At 33.4% G+C, this 18,181-nt stretch carries 21 protein-coding genes; 20 read left to right on the top strand and 1 reads right to left on the bottom strand.

Annotation, left to right across the window (positions count from 1 at the left end; genetic code table 11):
- Positions 1–6: 6 nt before the first annotated feature.
- The 13 genes from MW871_RS15065 to MW871_RS15125 all read left to right on the top strand — a co-directional run bounded on the left by MW871_RS15065 (position 7) and on the right by MW871_RS15125 (position 10,962).
- Positions 7–420, top strand: coding sequence for a hypothetical protein (locus MW871_RS15065; RefSeq protein ID WP_248429248.1), 414 nt, complete (start codon positions 7–9; stop codon positions 418–420).
- Between the two features lie 72 nt (positions 421–492).
- Complete coding sequence (locus MW871_RS15070; RefSeq protein WP_248429250.1) at positions 493–813, top strand: hypothetical protein; 321 nt, start codon at positions 493–495, stop codon at positions 811–813.
- Positions 814–977: 164 nt separating this feature from the next.
- On the top strand, positions 978–3,002 hold the full coding sequence (locus tag MW871_RS15075; RefSeq protein WP_248429253.1) for a phage tail tape measure protein: 2,025 nt from the start codon (positions 978–980) through the stop codon (positions 3,000–3,002).
- On the top strand, positions 3,003–3,665 hold the full coding sequence (locus tag MW871_RS15080; RefSeq protein WP_248429254.1) for a DUF6046 domain-containing protein: 663 nt from the start codon (positions 3,003–3,005) through the stop codon (positions 3,663–3,665).
- An 8-nt stretch (positions 3,666–3,673) separates the two neighbouring features.
- Positions 3,674–4,630, top strand: a complete 957-nt coding sequence (locus MW871_RS15085) for a hypothetical protein (RefSeq protein WP_248429256.1) — start codon at positions 3,674–3,676, stop codon at positions 4,628–4,630.
- Positions 4,630–5,139, top strand: coding sequence for a hypothetical protein (locus MW871_RS15090; RefSeq protein ID WP_248429257.1), 510 nt, complete (start codon positions 4,630–4,632; stop codon positions 5,137–5,139). The genes MW871_RS15085 and MW871_RS15090 overlap by 1 nt, the downstream gene beginning before the upstream one ends.
- Before the next feature lie 16 nt (positions 5,140–5,155).
- Positions 5,156–5,494, top strand: coding sequence for a hypothetical protein (locus MW871_RS15095; RefSeq protein ID WP_248429259.1), 339 nt, complete (start codon positions 5,156–5,158; stop codon positions 5,492–5,494).
- Entirely contained in the window at positions 5,487–5,777 is a 291-nt protein-coding gene (locus tag MW871_RS15100; protein ID WP_248429260.1) for a hypothetical protein, read from the top strand. Before MW871_RS15095 ends, MW871_RS15100 begins: the two co-directional genes overlap by 8 nt.
- Position 5,778: 1 nt before the next feature.
- Positions 5,779–6,642, top strand: coding sequence for a nucleotidyltransferase (locus MW871_RS15105; protein ID WP_248429262.1), 864 nt, complete (start codon positions 5,779–5,781; stop codon positions 6,640–6,642).
- Positions 6,632–7,096, top strand: coding sequence for a hypothetical protein (locus MW871_RS15110; RefSeq protein WP_248429264.1), 465 nt, complete (start codon positions 6,632–6,634; stop codon positions 7,094–7,096). Before MW871_RS15105 ends, MW871_RS15110 begins: the two co-directional genes overlap by 11 nt.
- Positions 7,093–7,911 (top strand): hypothetical protein, encoded by an 819-nt coding sequence (locus MW871_RS15115; RefSeq protein ID WP_248429266.1) that lies wholly within the window; start codon positions 7,093–7,095, stop codon positions 7,909–7,911. The genes MW871_RS15110 and MW871_RS15115 overlap by 4 nt, the downstream gene beginning before the upstream one ends.
- Positions 7,912–7,923: 12 nt before the next feature.
- Entirely contained in the window at positions 7,924–9,981 is a 2,058-nt protein-coding gene (locus MW871_RS15120; protein ID WP_248429267.1) for a hypothetical protein, read from the top strand.
- Positions 9,982–10,323: 342 nt separating this feature from the next.
- Positions 10,324–10,962 carry a thymidylate synthase gene (locus MW871_RS15125; protein ID WP_248429274.1) on the top strand — a complete coding sequence of 213 codons (639 nt, stop codon included), beginning with the start codon at positions 10,324–10,326 and terminating at the stop codon, positions 10,960–10,962.
- Positions 10,963–11,155: 193 nt separating this feature from the next.
- On the opposite strand, the gene MW871_RS15130 is transcribed toward MW871_RS15125, so the two are convergent.
- Positions 11,156–11,374, bottom strand: coding sequence for a hypothetical protein (locus tag MW871_RS15130; RefSeq protein WP_248429276.1), 219 nt, complete (start codon positions 11,372–11,374; stop codon positions 11,156–11,158).
- A gap of 731 nt (positions 11,375–12,105) precedes the next feature.
- Here MW871_RS15130 and MW871_RS15135 point away from each other — a divergent pair.
- From MW871_RS15135 to MW871_RS15165, 7 genes are all read left to right on the top strand, one after another.
- Complete coding sequence (locus MW871_RS15135) at positions 12,106–12,717, top strand: GNAT family N-acetyltransferase (RefSeq protein WP_188050796.1); 612 nt, start codon at positions 12,106–12,108, stop codon at positions 12,715–12,717.
- Between the two features lie 142 nt (positions 12,718–12,859).
- The gene (locus MW871_RS15140; protein ID WP_248429278.1) at positions 12,860–13,393 is read left to right on the top strand and encodes a hypothetical protein; all 534 of its coding nucleotides are present in this window, start codon (positions 12,860–12,862) and stop codon (positions 13,391–13,393) included.
- 171 nt (positions 13,394–13,564) lie between these two features.
- Positions 13,565–14,017, top strand: a complete 453-nt coding sequence (locus tag MW871_RS15145; RefSeq protein WP_248429279.1) for a hypothetical protein — start codon at positions 13,565–13,567, stop codon at positions 14,015–14,017.
- Positions 14,018–14,291: 274 nt separating this feature from the next.
- Complete coding sequence (fic, locus tag MW871_RS15150) at positions 14,292–14,849, top strand: protein adenylyltransferase Fic (protein WP_210646963.1); 558 nt, start codon at positions 14,292–14,294, stop codon at positions 14,847–14,849.
- Between the two features lie 212 nt (positions 14,850–15,061).
- Positions 15,062–16,393, top strand: coding sequence for a coiled-coil domain-containing protein (locus MW871_RS15155; protein ID WP_248429280.1), 1,332 nt, complete (start codon positions 15,062–15,064; stop codon positions 16,391–16,393).
- 174 nt (positions 16,394–16,567) lie between these two features.
- Positions 16,568–17,356: a DUF6602 domain-containing protein gene (locus tag MW871_RS15160; RefSeq protein ID WP_248429282.1), complete on the top strand. Its 789-nt coding sequence runs from the start codon at positions 16,568–16,570 to the stop codon at positions 17,354–17,356.
- A gap of 186 nt (positions 17,357–17,542) precedes the next feature.
- Complete coding sequence (locus MW871_RS15165; RefSeq protein WP_248429284.1) at positions 17,543–18,043, top strand: hypothetical protein; 501 nt, start codon at positions 17,543–17,545, stop codon at positions 18,041–18,043.
- Positions 18,044–18,181: the final 138 nt, after the last annotated feature.

Genomic DNA, 18,181 nt, shown 5'->3' on the forward strand with positions numbered 1-18,181 from the left:
TAAGATATGGCTTTTAATAGTAGAGAATATGAATGGGCTGACCTTACTATGATTTTAGGTGGTCGAGACGTTGTAGGATTTAGAGCGATTAAATACTCAGAGAAAATTGAACGTGAAGCGGTCTATGCCAAAGGAAGAAATGCACATTCGATTCAATCGGGAAATTCTGCAGTAAATGGCGAAGTAACCATGTTACAATCGGAATATGAAGCGTTGGTTGTTTCGGGCAAAGGAAGCATTATGTCACTTTCCTTAGATGCTCTTGTTGCTTATGGAAATCCTTTAAACTTAGATGCTATCGTAAAGGATAGAATTGTAGGGATTCGATTTACAGAGAGTTCGAAAGAACTGAAACAAGGAGATAAGTTTATGGAAATCACATTGCCATTCGTAGCGCTGAGAATTCAGAATCAAGTCTAAAAACAAAGAGAATTATTATTTAAAAAATCCCTTCCTATGTGGGAAGGGATTTTTTTTTAAACAACAAACAAAATGAACAACATAACATTAAAATTAAAAAGCGGTCAGGCTTCACTTGAAGAAATTGACGCATGGAAAGCAAAGCATGGCGAAATCTTTGCAATTGTTGTGGAGGATAAAATTGGGTATTTACGCAAAGTAGATCGTAAGACTTTGAGTTTTGCCTCAACAGTTGGCACAAAAGATCCAATGAAATTCAACGAAATTATTCTGACTAATTGCTGGTTGGGTGGTGATGAGGAATTAAAGAACAATGACGATTACTTCTTAGCCGTTAGCGGAACGCTTTCACAATTAATAGTTGTAAAAGAAGCCGAGCTGGTAAAGTTGTAGCCGCTGCGGAAGTTGATCCAGATGATTGGATTAGAAAAACCAACGCACAGCTTCGCTATTATTTACGCATTGAAGATCCGGATAGTCTTAGCGATGAAGATTGGGCGGCAAAATTTCAAGAATTACAATGGATTAGAAAATCCGAAGACACAACAAAATAAGCGATGAACAACGTTTTTAATTACATATTCAAAATCACATCCGATGCCGAAAAGGTAACTGCGGGTATGAATAAGCTGAATGCTTCTGTCGATAAGATAGAACACAGCACGTTGAATATGGATAAAACGTTTGGGAAAGCTTTTCGCAATATGCAACGAGATATTGCAACTATAAAACTCACGTCGATATTAGACCAGGTTGATCGAGTAGCAACAGGATTAAACACCCTGAATAAGCCGGGCATGGATTTGAGTACAAACATGTACGACTTGCAAGCGATAACTGGAGTTGCAGGTGAAAAACTAAAAGAGATTGAAGGTTATGCGCGTGAAAGCGGTAAAACTTTTGGTGGTTCTGCCGCTGATGGTGTCGAAGCTTACAAGTTGATACTATCGCAGTTGAATCCAGAGATTGCTAAAGTACCTGTTGCTTTAAAAACAATGGGAAATGATGTTTCTATTCTTTCCAAATTAATGGGTGGTGATACTGCAGCCGCGACTGAGGTTTTGACAACAGCAATGAATCAGTACCAAGTTTCGACCGAAGACCCAATACAAGCCAGTAAGGAAATGTCAGTCATGATGAATGTTATGGCAAAGGCCGCGCAAGAAGGATCTGCAGAATTACCACAGATAAAAGGAGCGTTGGAGAAAGCAGGTATGGCAGCAAAAGGAGCTAATGTATCTTTTGCAGAAACTAATGCCGCTATTCAGATTCTGGACAAAGCAGGTAAGAAGGGTTCTGAAGGGGGAGTTGCCCTTATTAATACATTGGCAACATTATCACAAGGGCGATTTTTGCCTAAAGATGTTCAGGAGGAATTAGCAAAAGCAGGCGTTGATATCAACATACTTGGAGATAAAACTCTAACGATGGCTGATAGAATGAAGCCATTACGAGCTATTATGAATGATAGTGCTTTGGTAACAAAATTGTTTGGAAAAGAAAACAACAACGCTGCAATTGCATTGATTAGTGGAATTGAAGAGCAAGAAAGATTAACCAAAGCTATTACAGGAACAAATTCGGCTTACGATCAAGCGGCTATTGTAATGGAAGCTCCTGCAGAGAAAAACAAAAGACTCCAGGCGCAAATTGATGATTTTAAGATTTCATTATTCAACGGCACCAATGGTTTAATGGGTTACGCTTCTGTATTAGGAAGTACGGCAAAAGATTTTAGCGATTTAGTTCCTTTGATTTCTGCAGGTGGTAAAGTTTTTTCTACACTGACAAGCGCAACTAAACTTCAAGCCTTATGGACTGGAATAGTGGCTGGAGCTACAACAGGCTGGACGGTTGTGCAAGCGGCATTTAATGCGGTAATGGCTGTAAATCCAATCGTTTGGATTGTGTTAGGAGTTATGGCACTTGTTACCGCGATTGCGTGGGTTGTCAATAGTACCGTAGGTTGGGGCGAAGCTTGGAAACACACTATTAACGGTGCAAAACTACTCTTTCAGGCTTATGTTGAAAGCGTTAAGTTTTATTTCAGTACGATGGTCAACGGTATCATGATTGGTATTAATTACATCAAAAAAGGATGGTACGAGTTTAAAGAGGCTATGGGATTGGGAGATAGTTCTGCCAATCAAAATATGCTTGCGCAAATAAACGCAGATACTGAAGCTCGTAAAAAAGCAGTTGTTGATGGTGCTAAAAAAATTGCAAAACTTGGTTTGGACGCTAAAGATGAGTTTGTGATGGCTGGTAAATCAATAAAATGGAAAAAAGCTGCAGACAAAGTTTCGGATGCAATTGCACCGCCAAGCGTTCCAGGAACAGCAGATAGTGCAAATGCAAACGGTGGCGGTTTAGGAGTAGGAAAACCACCAAAAACCAAAGGAAATGATGCTGTAGCAACTGGAGGAACAAAAAATACAACGATCTATATCACATTGAAAGATTTGATTGGCGAATTAAATATTACGGGCAAAGATTTTAAGGATAGTTCACAACAAATGGCGGAACAAAGTCAGGATGCATTATTGCGACTGCTTGCAATGGCTACAACAGCAGGAAATTAAATGAACAATAACGATATATTATTTGCTTCGCTGGTAGGCTCTAAGATAATAGAGAAGATTCCGCGTTTAACAGCCGTTCAAAATGAGCTGATGAAACATGTGTTACCACCATTACCGTTTTTGCCTTTTCGAAATAATGAAGCTATAGCACAAGTTTCTTCAGAGGAATATTTTAATCATTGGGAAGCAGATAAGTCGTTAGGTGAAGAACAGCAGTTTTTTCCGTTGTCGATGTCTATTGATGAGGGCAAAACGTATTTCAGATTGCCTTATGAGCCTTTGATTAGTATTGCTGGTAAAAATGTTATTGCAAAAAGAAGGGTGGCTAAATGGAACGCTGAAAATTCAAACCAATTAACGGGAAGCATAAAAGAGAGATGGTCACAAGATGATTATGAAATAACCATTACAGGTGCTTTGATGGGCGCTTTAATTAGAGGAAGCTATGAAGATTGTTATCCAAGAGCTGATTTTGAAAAGCTGAAAAAAGTGTTAACCAATTCAAAAGAGATTTGGATCAATTGCCCGCCATTAGAACTATTAGGAATCAATAAAATAGTTATTGATGATTTTAGTTTCCCTTTTACCAAAGGTGAAAATGTACAGGCTTACGAGATTAAAGCAAGCTCTGATTATAGTTATAACCTTTTAATGGAAATATAATGTTTACAATGGATTGGAACATCGTTTTTGAAACGAAAGGCAAAAAAATAAAGCTTGGTATTTTGGCAGAATGCGAAATTGTCTGCTCTGTTGATAATTTGGCAGATACGGCAACCATTGTATTGCCAGAAGCGGTTATGAATCAGGTTTTGAACCTTGAAAATAAAATTAGTCGCGGTTCCGGTGTTTTAATCCAATTAGGATATGATGGCAATCTTGAAACCGAGTTTGAGGGATTTATCCAAGATATAACAACGAATGATTCTACACTTAAAATAGTTTGCGAAGATGCTTTGTTTTTGTTTCGTGTAGGAGTTAAAGATGTAGAGTTAAAACCAAGTTCTTTAAAAAAGATTGCGCAATATTTAATTGATAAAATAGACCCGACTTTTAAATTATCATGTGATTATGATATTAGTTATGAAAAGTTTGTCATTCATCAGGCTACAGGTTTTGATGTACTGAAAAAAATTCAAGAAGAAACAAAAGCCAATATTTATTTTGACACAACCAATAAAACATTGCACATACATCCTCCTTATGTTGAAAAATCGGGCACAGTACGTTATTCGATGCAAAGAAATATTGAAAAAAGCACATTAGAATATAAAAAAGCGATTGATAAAAAGGTTGAAATCACAGTTGAAAGTACGGATAGCAAAGGAAAAGTAAAAAGTATAACAGCCGGAACAACTGGAGGCGATAAAATTACGCTTAAAGTTGGTCCAATGAATGAAAACGACATGCGAAAAGTAGCAGACGCTGCTTTAAAAAAAAATAGTTTTGATGGCTATACAGGTTCATTTGATGGTTGGTTAATACCTTTTGTAAAACCTACTTATTCGGCAAAAATTGAAGATCAAGATTACCCATATAAAGATGGAAGTTATTATGTAGTGGGAGTGAAAACTAATTTTAGCGAAAGCGGTGGTGTTAGAACCATTACACCAGGAATAAAATTATAATGGATAAAATAGCCGAAATAAAAAAGAAGCTTCAGGAAGTTGTGGGTGCAAATCCTAACTATCCTATTGTTGGTGAAGTTACCAAAGTGGCCGGTGAAAGCTGTTCGATTAAGCTAATTAGTGGTTTGGAATTGTCCGATGTAAAGTTGAGTGCAACTGTTTCTGAAAGCGCCAACTATTTATTAGTAGAACCTTTGGTTGGATCAAATGTTTTAGTACTGAGTGGTGATGGAACTCTTTCGAATTTATATGTCGTAAAAGTGGATCAGGTTGCGAAAGTTAAGTTATCACAAAATGGTTTAAAAGTCGAGTTTGATAGTACGGATAATAAAGTGAGAATTGAAAATGATAACGTGAGCTTGAAAGATTTATTTACGGACTTGGCAAACATTCTTAATAATTTAAAAGTGGGAGTGCTTTCTCCCAATGCTCCAAGTAGTACTATTACTCCAGATGTGGTGGCTTTGGTAGAACAATTTTCAGCAAACGTTAACAACCTTTTAAAATAGGTTTAAATAGTATTTAATGAAAGCAATAGGAATTCAATATAACGATAACAATGACAACGGCGAAATCCTTGATTTAAAGGTTTCGGTTGTGCGTGATGCTTCTGGTCAGATTGCTTCTGGGTTGGTTATAGGTAATACTTTAGAACAAAACAAAGCGTCCATATTAATTGCGCACCAGGGCGAATTTAAGTTCAATCCAGATTTGGGAGTTGGTCTTGGCGATATCGCTTTAAGCTCTGATTATTTGGAGTACAGGCATAAGATTAGAGAACATTTTGCAAAGGATGGATTGGTTGTAGAAACGTTGGATTTGTTTGAAAATAAACCTTTAAAAATAGTGGCAAATTATGAATAAGGGAATGATTTTTCAAGGACAAAGTTTGATGGATAAAACCATTGAGGCAACTGGTAATGTAGAACTTTCCTTTGAAACTGCTTTGTTAAATGGCGTTTCAGTAACAGAAAGTTTTGCTGTTGGTCAGGAAGTTTTATTTCCTGCAGTAGAGCGTAAAGCAATTGTTGGTTTATTTAACAGCAAAAATAGACCAGCCTCAGAATTTTTAAACGATGATTATGGCTTTAATGAGCCTTTAGGAATTGGCACAATGGTAATAGGATCAACCTTTATAGTAGGATAAAATGGCTAGAAATAGAGCAGATATAAAATTGGAAATGACAACCGCCTTTATGGCGAATGAAACTTTAGCGGCTATATATGGTTTTCCTGTAGGCTCTTTGTTTGTTAATGAGTTTTCTAAAGTGAGTTTTGAGAATCAAATGTTTGACCTGTTCGCTTATTTCATGTTTCTTTTAGAACAACTTTTTGACACACACAAAAAAGAAGTTGATGCTATAATTGAGGAAAAAATGCCACACCGCGCCAGTTGGTATCGCTTTAAAGCAAAAGCCTTTCAGTATGGATTTGCATTGATTCAAGACAGCGACAAATATAATAATGCAGGTTTTACCGTTGATCAGATTGAAGCTTCAAAAATTGTAAAATACAGTGCTGTTACGCAAAGCGCGGGTCAATTGTTAATTAAGGTTGCTACAGAAAGCGGTGGTGTTCTCTCTCCTATTTCGAGTCCGCAAAAAGCCTCTTTTGACGCTTACATTGCTGAAATAGCAGATTGTGGTGTAAAGTATATTGTGATCAATAATTTGCCCGATATCTTGATATTGACTATGCAAATTTATAGAGACCCGTCGGTTATTGATCCGCAAGGTATGAGCATAGTAAATGGTAATTATCCGGTACAGGATGCCATTTTAGAATTTATGAAGGACCTCCCATTTAACGGGGAATTGGTTCTGGCGCATCTGGTAGATAAACTGCAAAATGTTGAAGGGGTAAAAATACCGCATATCATAAATGCAGAATCTCAGATTGTAGATATTAACACAGGACTTTATTTACCTCTTCAGCCTATCAATGTGAAGACGGTACCGGAAAGTGGGTATTTCACGATTCCAAATTTTGATAACGTAAGCTATGTGGTATAAAGTAGAATGGGATCGATTGATTTTATTGCTGTTGCCAACTTTTCTGAGAAAGCCAGTATTGTTTGGTTACATCAAATCGATGATTGTGCCTATTGCGAGCTTGCATTATAAATGGGACCAAATGCGAAAGGCTAATTTATTGAAGTTGTCTTATAATGGTCAAAAATGCTATTTACGAAAAGCTTTGAACGATAATTTTGATCCTGATTTAAGACGCATTACGATAGACGCCACTTTAGGGATCGAGCAAAATTACATTTATACCACGGCAGAGAACCTGCCTGTTTACCTAGGAACTATGTATTTAGAACCTGACTTTAATTACAGTAACACTACGGTTGATTTTCTAGTTAGTGTGCCCGAGTTGATTTTAAATAATAAAACGAACGAAATAACGGCTATTGTTCACTTTTATAAGTTGGCTGGAAAAAGCTATAAACTTCTTGCAATATGAATACTATTAATTTTAATCAGGTTGGCGGTTTTCCTTTAACGACAAATATTTTGGCGAAACTGCAAACGGCATTTTCAATATTTAACGCCTTTGGTGCTATCGTAGGTGATCTCACTATCATTTCTGGATGCATCGTGACTGGCGTTAATGTTAGTGATGGTTTTGTTTATATCAATGGTGAGATTTTAGAATTTAAGGGAGGTCCCATTCAAAGTAAGGTAATCGTTAAGGAAGATATTGAAAATTTAGTTTTTCAAAATTCAAACGCGTATCAATCGATAAAAATCCGTTATGTACAATTTGGCACAGGTTTAAATGCAATCAATTGGTCGGAGTTTAAGCGAGGTTTTGCTACAAAAGATATTGCTGAACAATTTTCGACAATCTTTTTGGCACTAGATAATAAAGCCAATGCGTCCCTTATAGCGCCAATGATTGCTAGAATTGGAGCCCTAGAGGCGAGACCTGTTTTTAGTAATGTAGTAAGAAACAAAGGCTACTTTACTCTAGGCGATGTTTTCTCAGCTCCTGCAGGAACTGCTCTACCCGTTTCTGGCGATTGCACCTCGGCAATTATAGCCGCTTATGATGATCCTGGTAATAGCTACATCAATGTGATCATTGAAAACCCGATGTTAGCAGATAATTATTTAGTAAAAATGTACGTCGAAAGTCTGGGCATTATAGGTCGTGATAATGATATTGGTGCGCCCGTTTATAAAATTTTGGCTAAAAATAGTTTTAAAGTAGGAATAGCTGAACTCTATAATTCTGCACAAAGTATTCGTATTCATTTTGAAGTTGTTGAACTATAATATAAAAACATAATGGCAGATAAAAACACCGTTAAGCCTTGGTTTAAAACTGGTTTAAAACCTACACAAAGCCAATTCTACTCTTTTTTTGATTCCATTTTCTGGAAGGACGAAAAAATTCCTGTAGCAGAGATTGAAGGATTGCAAGCTCTTTTGGATGAAAAAGCAGATGGCGAAGTTTATAGTAAACTTTCGGCCTTTACTGATGATATAGGAGCTACAGATTTAGAGATCATAAAAGTTAGAAATAAAGCTCAGATCGTCAATCAAATATTAGATGTAACTAAGAAATATGAAATTCGGAGAAACCTGACCTTTACAGACACAGAGAGTATTTGGATGGATAATTCTCCGTTGATTGAAGGATTAGGTGCCGACTTTATAACTATTGAAACTGCATTGCCTAACAGCACAATATTTAAGGCGACAAACGCTCAGAACATCAATATTAAGAACATCGCTCTTAGTGCTAAGGGAGCAGGATCTAAAGTTTTTGATTTAAGAGACACGAACGGATCACATGAGTTTAGGCTTGTAGGCGTTAATTTTATAGATGCTGAGGATTGCGGTACAATTGACGGTTTTCGTCAATGGTTCTGCAAGGATGTGGGCTTTTATGGATGTAAGACTGGTTTTGAATTAAAAGGACTGGTAAAAGGTATTTTCTTTGAAGAGAGTAATTTACTAAATTTTGCTAGCACAGGTAAATTGTTTAGACAAGGTGCTGGATTGTCAATCACCGATAGATGTATTATTCAATTGAATTTTAACGTTCCTATTGGGGCTGTTTTCATGGACTTTATGCCTTCTGTTTTCGTTGATAATGAAGCGTTGCAAATTGTAAATTGCGTAGCTAAAGTAAATGGAGAAAAGAACGATAACAACACATCGGCTTTATTTCCTAATCTATCACCTAATAACACCAAGTGTTTGTGGAGTGGTAATTCTGGTTTGGCTAATACTGCTATAGAAAAGATTGTCATTGCTCCAGCGGTTACGACAAATTATGTTATTGACTGGCTTAATGATTCTTACGACATAACACTTACGGCAGATACTACGTTTACCGAAGTAAATAGACCCGCATCAGGTAGAAGAACAAAAACGCTAAACATTACCATTGACGGTAATTTTACGCCTACGTTTCCTGTTGCATGGGAGTTGAATAAAGTAGGAACATTCAAAAAAGGAGAGCTAAACAGCATCACAATTAAGTTTATTAGTACGAGTAAGTATGCTATGAAAATAGATAATAGTTTGAGTGTTTATCCAGCACCTAATGTTTCAAGTGTTAGCCCTTCTATTAGACCTAGCGAAACTTCCTTACTTAATGTGTATGGCTCTTTTTTCACGCCTGCTACTATAGTAAGTATTGATGGCGGTCATATTGTTAACTTCGTTACTTTTAAAAATCAAGGTCACTTAGAATTAAGTGTAACTACTTTTACAGATGAAGGTGATTTCGCTTTGGTAATTAGTAACGGAACACAAGTTGCTTATCCTAATATTGTGAATGTTTATTTAGGAGTTGTTTATATTCCTTCAAGTGTAGATTGGACTAACATCACTAACAGTCCCGACGTTTCTTTTAACGGATCAGTTAAGCTGACTTCATATAATGTTTTTCAGTCAGCAACGTATGTTAAAAACATAAGATATAATAAAAACTTTTCTATTAGGTGGAATTTAGAACGAACTAGTTTGGGTGTTTTTCCATACACAGATAGATATAATATTTTAGAGCTAGTCGATGCTTCAGGAATAATGATTTTTGGTTTTCAGTATCAACTGGAAGGCGGTACAGGAGAAAACATGTATGTAGAAGCGCCAACAGGATTGAAGCAATTAAAACAAGGTGCACCAAACACGCTTAACGATACTTACGAAGAAAGAGTTTTAGCTTTAGAAAAATTTGATTGTGATTTACGATGGATTAATGGTGTTTTGAATTTTTACTTTTTGGGTGTTCTAAAACACACTTTTTCAGAAAAACTGACTTCAGACCTTTTCATAAAAGTCAATTTAATATATTCTAACTTAATAGGAATTAAATATATAGAACTTAATTAAATTGTACATAAAAACATAGAATTAACTTAAAATTTAGATGCCAAAACTAAACCAACCCACCCCACAAAAAAAACATATTTCAATGGAAATTAGTTATTGCATGGGTTTGAGGTGATTGTGCAAAAAGTATGAAGTTATAAGTGTGATTCCCTAGAGGACGGGAAGTAAAAAATAGTCCTCCGACATTAAAAAATCTTTCTCAGGGATTCATTTAAAATTACGACACCAAAGCCGATCGGAGGACATAAGTCTTCTGGTTGGCTTTGGTGCGTTATGATGTAATCCCTGAGAACGGCAAAGATATAATAAAAAGTAATTAATAAATCATCAATCAAAAATCGAATGAACAAGTATCACAAAACATTAAGCAAGATTCTCGAAAACGGGAAACTTCAAGAAAACAAGAAAGGAAATATTACCTATTTGCTAAATCAAGCATTAGAGTTAAAGCCAATTGACCTACTCGAGCTTTTCGAGAGCCACGGCCTAGCTAAAAAGAAATTGAAGGATGAGTTAGGTTTGTTTATGGCTGGCGAACGTAATACTGAAGCTTATCGTGGTATTGGTGTATCGTGGTGGGATTATTGCGGTCCTATATTAGTAAATAGTTATCCAACGTATTTTGAGCAGTTGCCTAGGCTTATTGAGAAGATTAATAAAGAAAAGCGTGCCTCAAAGAATTATGTGTTATTCTTAGGCTCTAACAACACTGAAAGCAACCAACAGCCGTGCCTTAGTTTGATTCAGTTTCAAATAGAGAAAGGAAAGATTATTGTAAGCGCCTACCAACGTAGTTCTGATGCATCCTTAGGCTTACCAAGCGACATATATCACTTGTATTTGATTAGCAAGCAAATACAGTTACCATTGAAGTCTATAACTTTGTTTCTTGGCAACGTTCACATCTATGAAAATAATATAGAAGCCACTCAGGAGTTACTTAAAGGCGGTAAAGCTACATTTAATTTAAATGTTGGTTAAATAGTGTTTAAAATGTATTTAAACGCTTGTGTGGATGTATATGGGGGTTTTGGTTTATTTTGATACTTTTCGTTGTGTTTTTGTGTACTTTTGGTTTTTCCGATTATAATTCGTTGCGGTAGAATATACTCGGCTTCGAAAGTCCGCAACCACGGCAAGCGCCAAGACGTTATCTGTAATGCGGTAGGAGTGCCTAATCTTCGTCTATAATTTCAGATAAATCAAAATGCTCTTTACATTCTTCAACTCCAATTTCTTCTAAAACTTTATCTATTCCAAAATAATCTAAAAAATCTTCAATTTTTAATTTTTCAAGTAATTGCTCTTTGTCTATATCTTCAATTTCAATTGAAACGCTTTTATAACCATTTGAGTCAACATTTACTTTTCTTGCACTTAATGTAATATCCATAATAAGTTATTTATTCGTATCTGCATGCAAAAAGCACTACAGATAACCGTGGTTTGGCAATATTGCCGTTTTCGTTTTTGCAGAAAATCTGCGGTTTAATGTAATTTAGTTTTTCAATTTACGTTTGCATTTCGGCAACATCGCCAAGCCACCAAACGTTATGCGTCAGCAGGTTGGATCGCACAGAAAAAGAAGAAATTAAAGCTTGAAAACGGAAATGCAAAACTTTGAAAGCGTAATTTTTATCGTTTTTTTTAGCTTTTAAAAAAGAAAAATGAAACTTGATCAACTTTGCGGAAAGCAGAAACCTGAAAATTGAATTTGATTAAGTTTATAGAATGTGGAAACTTGAATATTGGAATCTGATTAAGATTTTGGAAAACAGAAACTTAATAAAATTGGCTGAATATTGAAATGGAAATTAGAAACTTGAAAAGTAAAATTTTTGCGATTTTTTTTTGATTTTTAAGGTCAAAATAGATGTTTAAAACTGAATAAAATAATTAAATTCGGAAAAGCCAATTGAAATAAATTGGAATGGACAAATATACAACATATACTGCCGAACGCATAACAGCCGTTTGCCGTGATTGCGGGTTTAGTGGAATTAACGTTTTTATTCATATATTCGTTGCGGTAGAAAATACTCGGCTTCGAAAGTCCGCAACCACGGCAAGCGCCAAGACGTTAGTGGCAAGCAATCCAAAAAAAAACGAATAAAAAACTGACAAATGAATTTAGATTTTACAACAGATTATATTTTAGAAAATGATTATGTTTCATTAAGACCATTAAAACTTTCTGATAAAGAAAAACTAATGGAGTATTCTATTAATGAACCTGAAATTTGGAAGTTTAACATTAATGGTGGTAATGGCAAGGAAAATTTTGAAAAATATTTTGATACTGCAATTAAGAATCTTGATGAAAATAAAGAATATCCATTTATTGTTTTTGATAAAAAAAAGAATGAATATGCAGGTATGACAAGATTTTATGCTATTTCTAATGAATTTAAGCGACTTGACATTGGTTATACTTGGTATGGCAATAAATTCCAAGGAACAGGAGTAAATAAAAATTGTAAATATCTATTGCTTGAATTCGCATTTGATAAACTTCAATTTACAAGAGTTGGTTTTGGAGCAAACAGCAAAAACGAAAGAAGTATTAATGCAATGAAAAGTATTGGTTGCAAAGCAGAAGGAATTTTAAGAAATTTTAGTAAAGACGCTGACGGAAATACTATTGATGCCACAATATTTAGTATTTTAAAAAGTGAATGGAATGAAAGTGTAAAAAATGATTTGAAAATAAAGAGTGAAAATTTTGCCAGCCACTAACAGCCGTTTGGCGAGATTGGGGTTTTAGGCTTAATTTGAAGATGGTTTTGTACTTGGAAAATTTGTGTTTAATGGAAAAATCTCGCATCTTTACTCCCCAACCTCGCCAAGCGCCAAGACGTTACCAGCAATATTACCAAAAATGAACGCAGAACAAAGAAAGGAAAAGATAAAAACATTAAGGAAACAGGAAGATCGAAAACAAAGATTACCTGAATATATAACTGCAATGACTTCTATTTCAGAAAAAGTAATTTCAGAAAATTATATTTTAGCAATTGAACAAATTGAGCAAACCTTGATTGAACTAAATGGAGCAGATTTTAATTTCAACTATTTAAATTTAAGTTTCGCTGAAAATGATATTAAGAATCTGAAAAAAACTTTGTTAGCGCTTAAGTTAGAATTATCTAAAGAAAATTATTTGAAATTATATAGATTTTCCGAAATAGCAATTTTGAAAATAGAAACCAATTTTATAATTGATAAGTTTGTAGAAGTAATAAATTTTGACGGAGATTCGTTTTGTGTTTATGATGAAAATTTTAAAAATGGTTTATGGATTGACTATTCGCAAAATTATTGGTTTATAAATAATAAACTTGAGTTTCTTTGGATTTACGAATTAAGAATATTTGGAAAAGAGTGGATGAAATTAATCAATACAGAAATATAAATACTGCTGGTAACAGCGGTTTGCAGAAATGGCGAAATATGTGGTTAATTCACGTTCATTTTCCGCAAGAAATTTTATTTTAGTGGAAAATATGCGGTTACGAAGTTCGCCACTTCTGCAAGCCGCGAAACGTTGTGCGTCATTTTGGTGGAACGCAGAAAAAAAACGTTAATGAAGAAAATTTTAATAATCTTTTTTACAATTTTAATTTCCTTATTTGGGTTTTATAAGTTTATGACTTATGACAGAAATTATACTTGGACAAAAGAATTCGAAGAAAGCGTAAAAAATGCTACAAAAAATACAAAGTTCACAATTCAAAAAATTGAAAAAACCGAAGTAGAAAACGTAAAATTACCTTTTGAAAGAAACTTAAAAATAAAAATTCAAAAGGCTTTGAGTGAAGTTGGACTTATGAATTATGGAACTGAATTTAGTGAAACAATTTATTTAGTTTCTGACAATCCAAGGGAAATATTACAAGTGAAAAGTTGGTGTTTAAGCGACCATATAATTGGAATAGAAATTATCGAAAAAAATATAAAAGAAGAAAACCTAAATGTAATTCGGAAAAACATTGAGGTTGAATTTAATAATTACAAAATAGTTTGTAAAAAACTGTAAAAAAATAAAAACGAACGCACAACAGCGGTTTTGCAAGATTGCGAAATATGTGGTTAAATCATGTTTATCTTTCGCAAGATATTTTATCTTAGCCGAAAGAACTCGGTTACGAAGTTCGCAACCTAGCAAAGCCGCGAAACGTTAGCAGATAGCGCACCGCACCGGAATTTAAAACAGCTAAAAAACAAAAAAAACTATAAAAAAGTAATACGTTTTTAAAGTAATTCACAAACATTTAAAGTATTTTTGACAAAGAAATTTATAGCTGAATTATATGAAAAACATTGATAAAAAGAGTTTAGAAAATGCGTATCGATTATTTGAATCAGATGATATAAATAAAATTGAAATAGGTTCAACCAAAGGTTTAAAGCAAATACATAGTTATTTATTTAACGAATTATATGACTTTGCGGGTAAAGTTCGTGACAAAAATATATCAAAAGGTGGATTTAGATTTGCAAATGCTTTGTATTTAAGCGAAATTTTAGTCAAAATTGAACAAATGCCTGAAAATAATTTTGATGAAATTATTGCCAAATATGTAGAAATGAATATCGCTCACCCATTTATGGAAGGTAACGGTAGAACTATGCGAATTTGGTTGGATATGCTTTTGAAATCTAAACTAAAAAAATTAGTAAATTGGCAATATGTAGACAAATCACTTTATCTACAAGCTATGGAAAGAAGTCCAATTAATGATTTAGAATTAAGAACTTTATTAAATAGTAACTTAACTGAAGAAATAAACAATAGAGAAGTAATCTTCAAAGGAATTGAACAATCTTATTATTATGAAGGCTATCAGAAAGAAGATGATGAAGAATAATTAATAACTCAAATACCGAAGAAATAAGCGCCATCTGCTAACAGCCGTTTGGCGAGATTGGGGTTTTAGGCTTAATTTGAAGATGGTTTTGTACTTGGAAAATTTGTGTTTAATGGAAAAATCTCGCATCTTTAATCCCCAACCTCGCCAAGCGGCAAGACGTTGGTGGCAATCTTAAAAAAAATCGTGGAAATACAAAACTTTATTAAAATATGACACAAGAACAAAAAGATGTTATTTTACAATTTTGTAATCAAATTGAAGAATTAGATATCACAAATATTGTTTTAAACTTTAACGTAACTAAAGTTGGTTTATATAACATCGAAGTTTTCGATAGTTTAACAAATCGTGTTTTTAAACAGCTTTCTGAAGAATTACAAAATGGGATTGGAATATTTTTACCAACTCAATATAATTATCAAAATGAATTTGGAAGTGGAAATTTAGAGACTGATTTACAAAATTTTTTTACTTATGTTCAAAATGTTCAATATTACACGAATTGTGAATCAATTTTAAATAGATTAGTTTATTACCAAGTTGCGAATGGATTTTGGGACAAAGGACAAAGAAAGATTTATCCAACAAATGAAGTTAAAGCACGTGATGTTCAAATTAAAGTTACTAATTTAGAAAAAGTAATTAATAGCGAATTAGGAAAAGTACAAATTGAAAAGAAAAACTTAATTGACTTTATTCAACAAAAAACAATTGAAGTTCAACAAATTGAAAGAAACTTAAATGCTTCCGACAATAATTCAACACAAATTTCAACTTTACTAAATCAAAGTACATCAACAAATGAAAAAATAAATAGTATTTTAACACAACAAAGTACAAAACTTGACGAAACAAAAACTCTGCTTGAAGAGCAAAAAATAGAATATAATAAATTACTAACTGATTATGATTCAGTTAAAAAACAATATAAGGAAGATTTAACTGAACTTGAAAGTAAACAAGTTATTTTTAAAGAATATCTAAAGTTTGTAGAAGATAAAAAAGCATATTTTGAAGAACGAAATAAATATTTAGATGATTTAATTGGACGAGAAGTTGGTGCTTCATTATTTGAAACTTTTAAGCAAAGAAAAAATGAATTAGAGAAACCTGTAAATTTTTGGAAATGGGCTGTTCCAGCAATGGCAGTTATAACAGTCACTTGGATTGCTTTTTTATTCCGAAATTTTGCAACTGAAACAGATATGATTCAGAAATATATTTTACTTGGACTTAATACTTTAAAAACAATTCCTGCATTGATATTAACTTATTTCGCTATAAATCAATATCGAAAAGAAAGAAATTTTCAAGAAGAATATGCATTTAAATCCGCAGTAGCGTTAACCATATCAGAATATGCTAACAAATTAAATACAGCAGAAAATAAGGATAAATTAATAATGGATTCTGTTAACAGTGTTTTTCTTTCACCAATTGAAAAAAAAATTAATAAAGAAATGAATATGAGTACATTTAACGAAACTCTAAAAACATTGAAAGATGGAATTGTTGATATTTCAGAAAAAATAAAGAAATAAAATTAAACGTAAGAAAGAAAGACAGCCACCAACAGCCGTTTGGCGAGATTGGGGTTTTAGTGGAATTAGCGTTTTTTTATCATATCTTCGTTTCGGCAGAAAATACTCTGCTATAAAGTCCCCAACCTCGCCAAGCGCCAAGACGTTAGACAGCCATTTTACCAACTGAAACCTATGACCGAAACTATTTTTAAACAAGAAGAAAAAGCTATTTTATTAAGTGTTGATAAAGCTAAAGCTTCGTCTAATAATTCGCAAACAATAGGTAGAAATGGTGAAATACCAATGATTACATTTCTAAATAATTATCTACCAAATACTTTAAAAGCTGTTTCAGGTCATTTTATGTCTCAAAATTCAATAAAATCTCCACAAATTGATATTATGATTCTCGATGCGAGGTATCCTTTAATTGGTTATAATACAGATGGAACAGTTTTGGCAATGGCTCATTCCGTTTTATATGTCATTGAAATTAAAACAAATTGCAGAAAAAATGATGTATCTAAAACTTCTCAGAATTTTAAAAACATCGGGACACTCGTGGACGATATCTGGAAGGATGAAAAGTTATATTGGAAAAAACCAATGTTTTTACTTCTTGCATATAGAATTGTTCCAAAGATTAACATAATTGAAGAAGCATATTTTGATTACTGTGATCCATCAAACAATCATTTCGATATATCTATCTTACGAACGTTAGATAATGAAGAAATGGGAAATCTTATTCATTTTGAGCCAACAGATTTTGATGAAATAGATACTAATAATAAGCTTTATGTTAATAAAAATAATCATTTATTAATGTCAATTTCGGAAAGAACTCCACTTGCAGATTTATATTATTCTCTAATTCAGAGCTGCTATTTAATTTTAGAAAATCGAAATTATTCGTTTGGAGATATAGCCGAACATTTTAATGAATACTTAAATTGGTCAACCATTAGAAAGAAAAATTAAAAAACGGCTGCTAACAGCGGTTTGCAAAAATGGCGAAATATGTGGTAAATTCGCGTTTATCTTTCGCAAGAAATTTTATCTTAGCCGAAAATAATCGGTTACGAAGTTCGCCACTTCTGCAAGCCGCGAGACGTTGTGTGCTAGTTTACCAGAAAATTTACGGTTAAAAGAAAATTCAAATTAACAATGAAAAATAATTGGGAAGAAATAAAATGGATTTTTGAACCTGATGGGACACTAAGAGATATTTATGTACAAAACGTAAATATTGAAGATTGGAAAATTCTAATAGATTATTTAAATGAAAATCATATTTTAAAATACGGACCATATCATGAAATTAAAATTGTAAGTAGAATTGAAAAGGATTATTTAATTCAATTATTGACAGACGTAACAGGAGAAATGGAATTAAAAACTGTGGGAATTATTATTGACGATATTATTATAAACACTCATTTTTTTACAGTTAATGAAATTGAATTCGACATTGAACCTAAAGAAATAAACTCTGAAAATAATTTTGAAAAGGTTTTGAGTTTTATGAATGAGATTAGTCGGATTTTAAATAAACAATTAATTTTGACGGGCGAAAATCAAATTAATTTTCCACTTGTAACAGTTGAATATTCAAAAAAAATAATAAAAGTATTGACAAAAAAAGATGCTAAAAAGTTGTGGCGATAAAAAACCAGCACACAACAGCCGTTTGGCGAGATTGGGGTTTTAGGCTTAATTTAAATATGGTTTTGTACTTGGAAAATTTGTGTTTAATAGAAAAATCTCGCATCTTTACTCCCCAACCTCGCCAAGCGCCAAGACGTT

Source organism: Flavobacterium pygoscelis, from assembly GCF_023162025.1.
Classification (GTDB): Bacteria; Bacteroidota; Bacteroidia; order Flavobacteriales; family Flavobacteriaceae; genus Flavobacterium; species Flavobacterium pygoscelis.

Excerpts from the sequence above, each read along its gene's own strand:
- MW871_RS15065 (WP_248429248.1), top strand. The coding sequence starts at position 7 with ATGGCTTTTAATAGTAGAGAATATGAATGGGCTGACCTTACTATGATT.
- MW871_RS15070 (WP_248429250.1), top strand. The coding sequence starts at position 493 with ATGAACAACATAACATTAAAATTAAAAAGCGGTCAGGCTTCACTTGAA.
- MW871_RS15075 (WP_248429253.1), top strand. The coding sequence starts at position 978 with ATGAACAACGTTTTTAATTACATATTCAAAATCACATCCGATGCCGAA.
- MW871_RS15080 (WP_248429254.1), top strand. The coding sequence starts at position 3,003 with ATGAACAATAACGATATATTATTTGCTTCGCTGGTAGGCTCTAAGATA.
- MW871_RS15085 (WP_248429256.1), top strand. The coding sequence starts at position 3,674 with ATGGATTGGAACATCGTTTTTGAAACGAAAGGCAAAAAAATAAAGCTT.
- MW871_RS15090 (WP_248429257.1), top strand. The coding sequence starts at position 4,630 with ATGGATAAAATAGCCGAAATAAAAAAGAAGCTTCAGGAAGTTGTGGGT.
- MW871_RS15095 (WP_248429259.1), top strand. The coding sequence starts at position 5,156 with ATGAAAGCAATAGGAATTCAATATAACGATAACAATGACAACGGCGAA.
- MW871_RS15100 (WP_248429260.1), top strand. The coding sequence starts at position 5,487 with ATGAATAAGGGAATGATTTTTCAAGGACAAAGTTTGATGGATAAAACC.
- MW871_RS15105 (WP_248429262.1), top strand. The coding sequence starts at position 5,779 with ATGGCTAGAAATAGAGCAGATATAAAATTGGAAATGACAACCGCCTTT.
- MW871_RS15110 (WP_248429264.1), top strand. The coding sequence starts at position 6,632 with ATGTGGTATAAAGTAGAATGGGATCGATTGATTTTATTGCTGTTGCCA.
- MW871_RS15115 (WP_248429266.1), top strand. The coding sequence starts at position 7,093 with ATGAATACTATTAATTTTAATCAGGTTGGCGGTTTTCCTTTAACGACA.
- MW871_RS15120 (WP_248429267.1), top strand. The coding sequence starts at position 7,924 with ATGGCAGATAAAAACACCGTTAAGCCTTGGTTTAAAACTGGTTTAAAA.
- MW871_RS15125 (WP_248429274.1), top strand. The coding sequence starts at position 10,324 with ATGAACAAGTATCACAAAACATTAAGCAAGATTCTCGAAAACGGGAAA.
- MW871_RS15130 (WP_248429276.1), bottom strand. The coding sequence starts at position 11,374 with ATGGATATTACATTAAGTGCAAGAAAAGTAAATGTTGACTCAAATGGT.
- MW871_RS15135 (WP_188050796.1), top strand. The coding sequence starts at position 12,106 with ATGAATTTAGATTTTACAACAGATTATATTTTAGAAAATGATTATGTT.
- MW871_RS15140 (WP_248429278.1), top strand. The coding sequence starts at position 12,860 with ATGAACGCAGAACAAAGAAAGGAAAAGATAAAAACATTAAGGAAACAG.
- MW871_RS15145 (WP_248429279.1), top strand. The coding sequence starts at position 13,565 with ATGAAGAAAATTTTAATAATCTTTTTTACAATTTTAATTTCCTTATTT.
- fic (WP_210646963.1), top strand. The coding sequence starts at position 14,292 with ATGAAAAACATTGATAAAAAGAGTTTAGAAAATGCGTATCGATTATTT.
- MW871_RS15155 (WP_248429280.1), top strand. The coding sequence starts at position 15,062 with ATGACACAAGAACAAAAAGATGTTATTTTACAATTTTGTAATCAAATT.
- MW871_RS15160 (WP_248429282.1), top strand. The coding sequence starts at position 16,568 with ATGACCGAAACTATTTTTAAACAAGAAGAAAAAGCTATTTTATTAAGT.
- MW871_RS15165 (WP_248429284.1), top strand. The coding sequence starts at position 17,543 with ATGAAAAATAATTGGGAAGAAATAAAATGGATTTTTGAACCTGATGGG.